General features: G+C 59.6%; 7 protein-coding genes and 1 tRNA gene. 4 read left to right on the plus strand and 4 right to left on the minus strand.

Translation table 11 applies throughout. The features are described 5' to 3' along the window. On the plus strand, positions 1–762 hold a 762-nt coding region (locus ACNKID_RS08155; protein ID WP_417912945.1), incomplete at its 5' end, for a tyrosine-type recombinase/integrase. 114 nt (positions 763–876) lie between these two features. On the opposite strand, the gene ACNKID_RS08160 is transcribed toward ACNKID_RS08155, so the two are convergent. The 3 genes from ACNKID_RS08160 to ACNKID_RS08170 form a co-directional block, all read right to left on the minus strand. After that, positions 877–964: transfer RNA gene (locus tag ACNKID_RS08160), tRNA-Leu, on the minus strand. A 73-nt stretch (positions 965–1,037) separates the two neighbouring features. Next, entirely contained in the window at positions 1,038–3,251 is a 2,214-nt protein-coding gene (locus ACNKID_RS08165) for an Rne/Rng family ribonuclease (protein ID WP_417912946.1), read from the minus strand. Positions 3,252–3,298: 47 nt separating this feature from the next. After that, a complete protein-coding gene (locus ACNKID_RS08170; RefSeq protein WP_417912947.1) occupies positions 3,299–4,306 on the minus strand; it encodes a radical SAM protein in 1,008 nt (335 codons plus the stop codon). Between the two features lie 277 nt (positions 4,307–4,583). Here ACNKID_RS08170 and ACNKID_RS08175 point away from each other — a divergent pair, with 277 nt between their 5' ends. From ACNKID_RS08175 to ACNKID_RS08185, 3 genes are read left to right on the plus strand one after another with little or no spacing between them, the layout of a single operon-like run. Further along, complete coding sequence (locus ACNKID_RS08175) at positions 4,584–6,908, plus strand: LPS-assembly protein LptD (protein ID WP_417912948.1); 2,325 nt, start codon at positions 4,584–4,586, stop codon at positions 6,906–6,908. Between the two features lie 6 nt (positions 6,909–6,914). Beyond that, positions 6,915–7,886 carry an acetyltransferase gene (locus ACNKID_RS08180; RefSeq protein ID WP_417912949.1) on the plus strand — a complete coding sequence of 324 codons (972 nt, stop codon included), beginning with the start codon at positions 6,915–6,917 and terminating at the stop codon, positions 7,884–7,886. Between the two features lie 25 nt (positions 7,887–7,911). Then, positions 7,912–8,973 carry a lytic murein transglycosylase gene (locus tag ACNKID_RS08185; RefSeq protein WP_417912950.1) on the plus strand — a complete coding sequence of 354 codons (1,062 nt, stop codon included), beginning with the start codon at positions 7,912–7,914 and terminating at the stop codon, positions 8,971–8,973. 68 nt (positions 8,974–9,041) lie between these two features. On the opposite strand, the gene ACNKID_RS08190 is transcribed toward ACNKID_RS08185, so the two are convergent. Next, positions 9,042–9,222, minus strand: a 181-nt coding sequence (locus ACNKID_RS08190; RefSeq protein ID WP_417912951.1) for a hypothetical protein, incomplete at its 5' end; no start/stop codon positions are given.

Raw genomic sequence — 9,222 nt, forward strand, 5'->3', positions numbered from 1 at the left:
TTCTTCAAGGACAAGCCGCTTTCCAGCATTGCCGCCTTTGATCTTGAACGGTTCAAGAAGAGCAGGAAAGAGGAAGGGGTGACAAACGGAACCATCAATCGGGAGCTGGCCGCGCTGTCGCATCTGTTTTCCAAGGCGGTTGAATGGAAATGGATTGATCACCGCCCGGCCAAGATCAACCGCCTGAAAGAGGATGGCGGCAGGATGGTCTATCTCACCGCTGCGCAGGCAGCAGAGCTGCTGAACAAGGCGGCGGAGCATCAAAGCTCATTCATTTATCCTTTCATCAGGATTGCTCTGGAAACATCCATGCGGCGGTCAGAAATACTCTCCATCCGTCTTGAGCACATTGACCTGCACCGGCGGATCATCTTCATTCCGCAGGCCAAGGCAGGCGCACGGGAGCAGCCTGTCACAAAGAATCTGGCTGAATATCTTGCCGAGATTTTGAAGACAGCGGAACTGGGGCAGGAGTGGCTTTTTCCTTCCGCGTTGTCAGAATGCGGACATATCAGATGGCCGGAGCACGCCTTCCGGGAGGTGGTGAAAGCTGCCGGGCTTGATCCAAAGCAGGTTGTTCCGCATACCTTGCGGCATACGGCAATAACGCATCTTGTCCAAGCCGGGGTTGACCTGCCCACTGTCCAGAGGATTTCAGGGCATAAAACTTTGCAGATGGTGGCCCGGTACAGCCATCAAAACGGCGAGCATATTCAGGCCGCTATGGACGTGCTGGAAAAACGGTATAAGTCTGCGGCATGAAACATGAAGAATAGCGAAAGCCGTTCTTGGGCACGATTACACAGGAATTACACAGACGGGAAAAATCAAAAGAAAAAGGGTTGCAGCAAAACAACTGTAACCCTTTGAATTTACTGGTGCCCGGAACGAGAATCGAACTCGTACAGTTACAAGAACCGAGGGATTTTAAGTCCCTTGCGTCTACCTGTTCCGCCATCCGGGCGATGAGGAATGATGCCGCAGAGCTTACCGCCTGTCCGCCCTTTTGTCAAGAGAGCGGACAGGCCTGCCATGCGTCAGGAGAGAAAATCAATCTTGTGGTCGTTGGGCCGCATGTCCGGGCAAAGGCGGATTTCAATCGCCGCCTGATGCTTGGCCTCCAGATCGGCGATGTCATTGCGCTTCTTGTTGAGCAGATAGAGGCCGACCTCCAGCGGCAGGCTGGCCTCCACCCGCCTGACTTTCTTGCGGCTGATGCCGGTCTGAATCCGGCGCAGATAGTGCAGTGCCTGCGTCTCCACCGAGCGGAGCACCCCGCGTCCACCGCAGTATTCGCAAACATGATAGCTGCCCTTCTCAATCGGCGCGCCCATCTTCTGGCGGGAAATCTGCATCAGGCCGAAGCGGGAGATGCGGCTGATGTCCACCTTGGCCTTGTCGCGCCGCATGGCGTTCTTGACCTGCCGCTCCACCTCCCTGATGTGCGAGCTGCTGCGCATGTCTATGAAATCCACGACAATCAGGCCGCCAAGATCGCGCAGGCGGAGCTGACGGGCCAGCTCTTCCGCCGCCTCCATGTTGGCAAGAAAGATGGACTGGTCGAAATCGCCTTTCTGCGAGGTCCGGCCTGAGTTGACATCAATGGCCACCAGCGCCTCGGTGGGATTGATGACGATCGAGCCGCCGGAGGGGAGCTGCACCTGCGGCTGGTAGATAGACTCAATCTGCTCCTCAACGCTGTGCTGGTTGAAGATCGGCTTCACGCCCCGATGCAGCCTGACCTGCACTCTGCGCTGCGGTTCCGGCAGACCGGCGACAAAGCGGGCCGCCTGATCGCAGGCATCCTGGGTATCGGCGATGATTTCCTGAATATCCGGGGTGAAATGGTCGCGGAGAAAGCGGACGATGGTGTCCTGATCCTCATAAACCATTGAAGGCGAGGGCATGGTCTGGCCGCGCCGCCTGACTTCCTCCCAGAGTTTAAGAAGCTGACTGAGGTCTTCTTCCAGTGCCGCCGGGGTGATCTCCGCGCTGGCAGTGCGGATGATGTAGCCGATGCCTTCGGGCAGGCTGAGATTGGCCATCATCTGCCGCAGCTCGCTGCGCCGCTCATCGCCGGAGATTTTGCGCGAGATGCCGGAGCTGTCGCTGCCTGGCATGAGGACTAAACAGCGGCCTGGCAGAGACAAATACGTGGTGATGTTCGCCCCTTTGTTGCCGGTGATCTCCTTGACCACCTGCACCAGCACTTCCTGCCCCTTGCTGATCACGTCTTCGATCTTCAGCTTCCGCCACTGCTGCTGGCGGATGAGGGTGCGGGTCTGCTCGCTGATGTCTTCTTTGTAGTATTCCGGGTGGATGTCAATGAAGGGCAGAAAGCCGTTGCGCCCGGTGCCAATTTCGACGAACGCGGCCTGCAAGTTCGGCTCAATGGAGACAATCCGGCCTTTGTAGATGTTGTTCTTGGTGCGCTCGCTGACGGTGGTCGAGACGTGGAAAGTCTCCAGCCGCCCGTCCTCGACTATGGCGATGCGGCATTCCTCCGGCTCCTCCGCGTTGATCAGCAGCTTGGCGCAGACTTTCTTGCGGCTGCGCTCCGGCAGCTCATCGTCGCTGATCACATCATCGTCTTCATCCTCTTCGCGGCTGCGCGGAGGAGGCTGCGGCTTCTTTTTCTGCCGACCTTTTTCCTTATCCTCAGCAGCGGGCTGCTCCGGTGCAAGAGCCTCCTCAGCTTGCCCCGAAGAAGGCTCGGTCTCAGCCCGGTTTTTCTTGCCCCGGCGGCGGGAACGCTTCTTCTTCGCAGGCGGCGGAGCTTCCGCAGCACCGGCTGCCGGAACAGGCTGGTCAGAAGATTCTTCTGACGCTTCCGCAGTGGCAGGCGCTTCCTCGCGCACCGTCTCTGTCACCGGCGGAACAGCCTCCGCCGCAGCCTCCTCGCTCTTTTTCTTACGAGGGGCACGCTTCTTCGGTGCCTTCTTTTCTTCCGGCGCAGCTTCAGCTGCAACCGGAGCTTCCGCTGGAATCACCTCCGCCGATTTGTCCGCCGCAGCCTCCTCGCTCTTTTTCTTACGAGGGGCACGCTTCTTCGGTGCCTTCTTTTCTTCCGGCGCAGCTTCAGCTGCAACCGGAGCTTCCGCCGGAATCACCTCCGCCGCCGGTTCCTCGCTCTTCTTTTTGCGTGGAGCGCGTTTCTTTGGCACCTTCTTTTCCGGCGCGGCTTCCGCTGCACCCTCTTTCAGTGGATTTTTTTCCTGCTCTTCAGCGGGCTTCTCCGCTTCATCGGTCATAATTCAGCATCCTGAATGAAAAAAGTAAACAATCTAAGCAGCCACGCTCATTCCGAATGCGCCTCGTCCGGGCCTGTCTGATAATAGAGCCTGCCGTTGTGCGTCCGCTTGTGCAGCAGACCGTCCCGGACCAGCGCGTCAAGCAGCTGCTCAACCCTATCCGCGCCCCCCGCAGGGAAAACGCGGTTGATGTCGGCAGCCGTGCAAGGCCGCCGTTTCAGCATTTCCACAATCTCGTCCTGCAAGGCCAGCCGGTCGGCGGCCCTGCTGAGATCAAACTGCTTCCGTCCGGCTGGCCCGTTCTCCTCCTGGGCCGCGCCGCCGGAAAGCATGTCCACAGGCCGGGACGGATCGCGCCGGAGAAACTCCGCCGCGACCGCCTCCATCCGCGCCTGCGGCAAAGGCCGGGCAAACGGCTCCAGCGGAGGCCGGATCACCGTGTTGAGCTGGATGCGGTCGAGCCGCATCCGCGCCGCCGCTTGGCAAAGAGCCGCCACTTCCTCATCCGTGTCGTTGATGCCTTGGGCAAGCAGGATTTCCAGCCAGATTTGGCCATGAAACTCGTGCGAAAAGACCGTCAGGCCCTCGATGATTTTGGTCAGATCAAGACATTTGGCCGGGCGGTCAATCCGCCGGAATCCGGCAGGCAGGGCGGAATCCAGCGAAGGAATAACCACGTCCGCCGCCGTCAGCTCGCGCCGCACCTGCGCGTCCCAGAGCAAAGTGCCGTTGGTCAGCACGGCAACTGGCTGCGCCGTCTGCTGTTTCAGATGCGCCAGAATCTCGCCTAAGCCGGAATGCAAGGTCGGCTCGCCGCTGGCCGTGACCGTGACGAAATCCACCGCTGCCGCCCGCTCCTGATCAGCGAAAAAGGCATCAATTTCCGCCATGACCGCCGCTGTTGGAGCATATTCCGCCCGCTCGCAGGTCAGCAGCGTGGTCGCTCCCACCTCGCAGTAGATGCAATTGAGGGAGCAGATTTTTTCCCGAAAAAGGTCTATGCCCAGCGAGCGTCCGAGCCGCCGCGAGTTGACCGGGCCGAAGATGTAGTTCATAGGAACGTTGCGGAGATGCGGAGACCGCTGCCGCCGGAGGAATCCACCTTGGCAAGGATGAGGTTGAAAGGGCCGAAAACCTGACTACGCAATACCCTGCTGTATAAAAGAAAATCCAGCTTTGCGCAAGGGCAAACTGCGCCGCTTGCCGCGCCTTTTCCCTTGACACAGGCAGGGCGGAAGCGTAAGTTTGAGGCAGAATCAGCCAAACTGCAAGCTGTTCCTTTCTTTTACCATCTCACAGGAGCGCGTCAAGGTGCATTCCCTCAGACCACTTTTGCCTGCCGCAATTTTTTTCTGCTGCTTGGCCACCGCGCTGAACGCGGCGGCGGAATCCGTCAAAGCCCAGCAATGGGAGATCAATGCCGACAAGCTGACCCGGCTGGAGAACCCTGCCCGTATTGCGGCGGAAGGCAATGTTGAACTGACCAAAATTGAGAAGACGACCGGTCAGGGAAAAAAGGAAAAGAAAAGCGGCTGGGACGATCTGCTCGGCAGCGCGGCGGCGGACGCTGCTTCTGCTCCTACACAGCAGGCAGTCCCGGCTGAAGGCGGTGACATGCTGGCTGTGTCCAAGGCGGTGCCGGAAATCAGCGGCAATACTGCCGAAGCCAAGACGGTGACGGTCTCCAAGGTGATGACCACCATCAAAGCTGACCGGATGCTCTACAATATGGACGATGGCACCGTGCGGGCGGACGGCAAGGTCTTCATTGAAATCGGTCCAGAACAGCTCAAAGCGACCGGGGGTACGGTCAACCTCAAGCAGGAGACCGGTTACTTTGAAAACGCGGCCATCATCCGCCAGTACAAGGACATGCATTTTGAAGGCCGGAAAATTGAAAAGACCGGCGAACTGACCTATCATATTGAAGACGGCTGGATCATCACCTGCAAGCTCAAAGACGGCGAAACGCCGCCGTGGAGCTTCAAGGCGGCAGAGGCGGACATCACTGACGGCGGCTACGCCTACCTCAAACACGCCACATTCCGCATCAAGGACGTGCCGGTGCTCTACACACCGATCATGATCCTGCCTGCCAAGCGCAGCCGCCAAACCGGCTTCCTCTTCCCGTTGGTGTCCATGTCCGACCGCAACGGCTTCGGCATGGAGCTGCCCTTCTTCATTGACCTCTCGCCGAGCGCGGACATCACTCTGTATCCGCACTACATCGCCAACCGGGGCTTGATGGCCGGGGCCGAGGGCCGCTATGCGCTCGATCAGGGAGACAAGGGCACGCTCATGGCCAACTTCCTCTCAGACGATCTGGATGCGGAAGGCCGCTACACCTACACCGAGCAGGAACGCTACTGGCTGCGGGGCAAGGCGGACCAGCGGCTCGGCGAGTGGACAGCCCGGCTGGACCTTGACCTGATTTCTGACCGTGACTATCTGAGCGAATTTGATTTTGCCCGCACCGGCCTGACCCAGAGCGACCGCTATTTTCTTGACCAGTTCGGACGCGGCCTGCAGGACAGAACAACAGATCAGCGCACCAACAGCCTGCGCACGCTGCGCTCGTGGGGCAACGGCATGTCGCTGCAAGCCAATTTGGTGGGCATTGATGATCTCGCTGAAGGGGCAAACGGCTCAACTGCCCTGTGGAAGCTGCCGGAGGTCAAACACACTGGTCGTTTGAACATCTACGACGAAGTCAAAACCGACCTGCTGTGGAACACAGACTATGTGCACTACTGGCGGGAAACGGGAGTGGGCGCACAGAGGATTGACCTCTATCCCAGAGTGACAGCGGCGGTGCCCTTTTTTGAGCAGCGCATGGAAACCGCCTTCACTGCCGGTCTCCGCAACACGGCCTACTCCATTGACGGCAACGGCGATGCGGCTTGGGCGGACAGCGACACGAAGAACCGCGTCCTTGGTTCTTTCGAGTCAGAGCTTTCCACCCTGCTGCGCAAGGATTTCGGGGAGACGGGCGACGGCTGGAGCCATGTTCTCCGCCCCTTCCTCAAGCACACCTATGTCACTGATGACGACAAGGACGTGCCCCAGTTTGACGCGGTGGACAGCTTCGGCGACCAGAATAGAATAACCTACGGCATCAACAACTTCTTCAGTGTCTCTGGGATCAAGCGGAACAAGGAGGAGTTCGAGCGCGACTACGGCTATGTCAAACTCCAGCAGAGCTACGACCTGCGCAGCGAGGCGGACGACGAGCCGTTCCTGCCGGTTGAGCTGCGCACTGCCTGGTATCCGACCAGCAGCTTGATCTTCAAGTACGAAACCGACATCAGCGTCTATGATGACGGCTTCCTCAGGCATTTTGCTGAAGGTGACTACCGGAGCTGGAGGGGCGACATCTTCTCGCTGGACTACCTGTATTACAACAACATCTGGGGCGGCAGCGACACCAGCTCAGTGCGGCTTTCGACCTTGATCAAGCTGATGTACGACTTCTCCGCAGGCTATTCGCTGGAGAAATCCTTGGAGGATTCCATCACCGTGCAAGAGAAGGTGCGCCTGATCTATCATCCCTCCTGCTGGTCGGTGGAGCTGGCAGCGGAGACCACCCCGGACAACGAGCAGATCACCATCATGTTCCAGCTTGCCAACATCGGCAGCCCCTTCGGCATGGACTTCTAAACAAGCATGAAGCGGCTTGATGTCTTCAACGGCGACGCGGACGGCATCTGCGCTCTGCACCAGCTGCGGCTGGCGCAGCCGCAGCCGGAAGCCCGCCTGATCACCGGGGTGAAGCGCGACGTTGCTCTGCTCCGGCAGATTGAGGACGAGCAAGGCAGCCAAGTCACTGTGCTGGACATCTCCTTGGACAAGAACCGGGACAGCCTGCTCAAGCTGCTCGCCAACGGCTGCACGGTCTTCTATGCCGACCATCACTATGCGGGCGAGGTGCCGGTTTCCGAACGGCTGACCGCGCACATCGACCCTGACCCGCTGCTCTGCACCTCGCTGCTTGTCAACAAGCTGCTGAACGACAGGCACGCGCTCTGGGCAGTGGCTGGCGCTTTCGGCGACAATCTCGACGAAGCCGCCTTGCAGCTCGCCCGGCGGCTCAGTCTCAGCTGCGAGGAAACAGAGCGGCTGCGCGAGACCGGCATCCTCCTCAACTACAACAGCTACGGCGCGGCCGTGGACGATCTCTATTTTCATCCTGCCGAGCTGTGCCGCCTTGTCCGTCCCTATGAGAACCCGCTGGCCTTTCATGCGGAATCCCCGGCCCTGCGCACTCTGCGCGAAGGCTGCAAGAACGACATGGACAAAGCCTTGTCCTCCACGCCGCTGCATGAGGATGAAGCAGGCCGGGTCTTCCGCATGCCTGCCGAAGCCTGGGCGCGGCGGGTCTCCGGTGTCTGCGCCAACGCCTTGGCCAACCAGCGGCCTGCCTTGGCCCATGCCCTGCTGACTGAAAACAGTGACGGCTCGCTCTTGGTCAGCGTCCGCGCTCCCTTGCAGAATCGGAACGGCGCGGACAGCCTCTGCCGCCAGTTTCCCACTGGCGGCGGGCGGGCGGCTGCGGCAGGCATCAACGCCCTGCCCGTTGAGCGGCTTGACGACTTCATCCGTGCCTTCAGCTGCCAGTTCAGGCGGCAGGCTGTCTGATCAACCTGAAACTCCCTGTTTTTCCATGCGCATCGCCTCTCTTTCCTGCTCCGCTCTGCTTTTCGCCGCCCTCCAGCTTGCCTTGCCTTTTGCTGCGTCGGCGCAGACAAACGCAGCCCCTAAAGCCGCTGATCTGGTGCAGGACGGCCAGCTGATTGATCTTCAGCAGCCCAAGTACCGCCAGCTCTTCCGTGAGCTGGAGCTGAAACACGGTTTCAGCCAGGACGAGCTGCGCCGTATTTTCCAAGGCCAGACTCTCTCCAAAAAGGTGCTGGAACTGATGGACCGGCCTTGGGAGGCCAAGCCTTATTACAGCTACTTCCCGCTTTTCATCACCGAGCAGAACATCCGCACAGGCAAGGCCAGGCTGCTCGAGCACAAGGTGCTGCTCGACCGGATCGAAGGGCAGTTCGGCGTGAACCGGGAAACCATTGTCGCCATCTGGGCGGTGGAGACCAAATACGGCAGCAATCAGGGCAGCTTCGATGTGTTGCAAACGCTGAACACGCTGTTTGACGCATACCCGCGCCGCTCGGACTTCTTCCGGGGCCAGCTGGTTGATTTCCTCCGCCTCTGCAAGGAGAACGGCATGGATCCGCACGGCATCAAAGGTTCTTACGCCGGGGCTTTCGGCCAGACGCAGTTCATTCCCTCTTCCTTCCGCTCCTTCGCGGTCAGCTTTGACGGCGACCGTAAGCGTGATGTCTGGAACTCGGTGCCGGATGTGCTCGCTTCCATTGCCAATTACATCAGCAAGCACGGCTGGGTGCTGGACGCACCGGTTTATGCCGAGCTGGGGCCGGAGCTGAAGGACAAGCGGCTGCGGGAGGCGATGGAGAAAGGCTGGCAGAAAGGCCGGGTGTCGGTCGAGGCCGTCCGCGCCGCCGCGCCAGGCCGGACGATTCCGCCTTCGCCGGGTAACCGGCCTCTGTCCATAGTCGAGCTGGAATTGGATCCGCAGCAGTCAGCGCAGGCCTTCCGCTACATCGCGGGCTATCCCAACTTTCAGGCCATCACCCACTGGAACCATTCCAACCGCTACGCCATGGCCGTGACTGAGCTGGCCGAGGCCTTCAAGAAGCCCTGACGCACCCTCTCCCTGCTGCTCCTGCAAAAACATCGAGCGAGGTTTCCTGACGACCTCGCTCGATGTCTTCAGAAAACCTCGCTCGACCTCGTGTGCTTCCCTCGCTCGACCTCGTATGTTTCCCTCGCTCGATGTTTTCTGACGGCATCGAGCGAGGTTTTCAGAAAACCATTCCCGATGTTTTCTGACAGGCACGGGAATGCGTTGTTCAGGCCGCCGGGCAGCGTCTGTTTTCCGAATACGAGGGGC

Origin of the sequence: Candidatus Electronema sp. TJ (assembly GCF_048287355.1) — a bacterium.
Taxonomy (GTDB): Bacteria; Desulfobacterota; Desulfobulbia; order Desulfobulbales; family Desulfobulbaceae; genus Electronema.

What these genes read in the sequence shown, in the direction of transcription:
- ACNKID_RS08185 (WP_417912950.1), top strand. Translation starts at nt 7,912, where the DNA reads ATGCGCATCGCCTCTCTTTCCTGCTCCGCTCTGCTTTTCGCCGCCCTC.
- ACNKID_RS08165 (WP_417912946.1), bottom strand. Translation starts at nt 3,251, where the DNA reads ATGACCGATGAAGCGGAGAAGCCCGCTGAAGAGCAGGAAAAAAATCCA.
- ACNKID_RS08180 (WP_417912949.1), top strand. Translation starts at nt 6,915, where the DNA reads ATGAAGCGGCTTGATGTCTTCAACGGCGACGCGGACGGCATCTGCGCT.
- ACNKID_RS08170 (WP_417912947.1), bottom strand. Translation starts at nt 4,306, where the DNA reads ATGAACTACATCTTCGGCCCGGTCAACTCGCGGCGGCTCGGACGCTCG.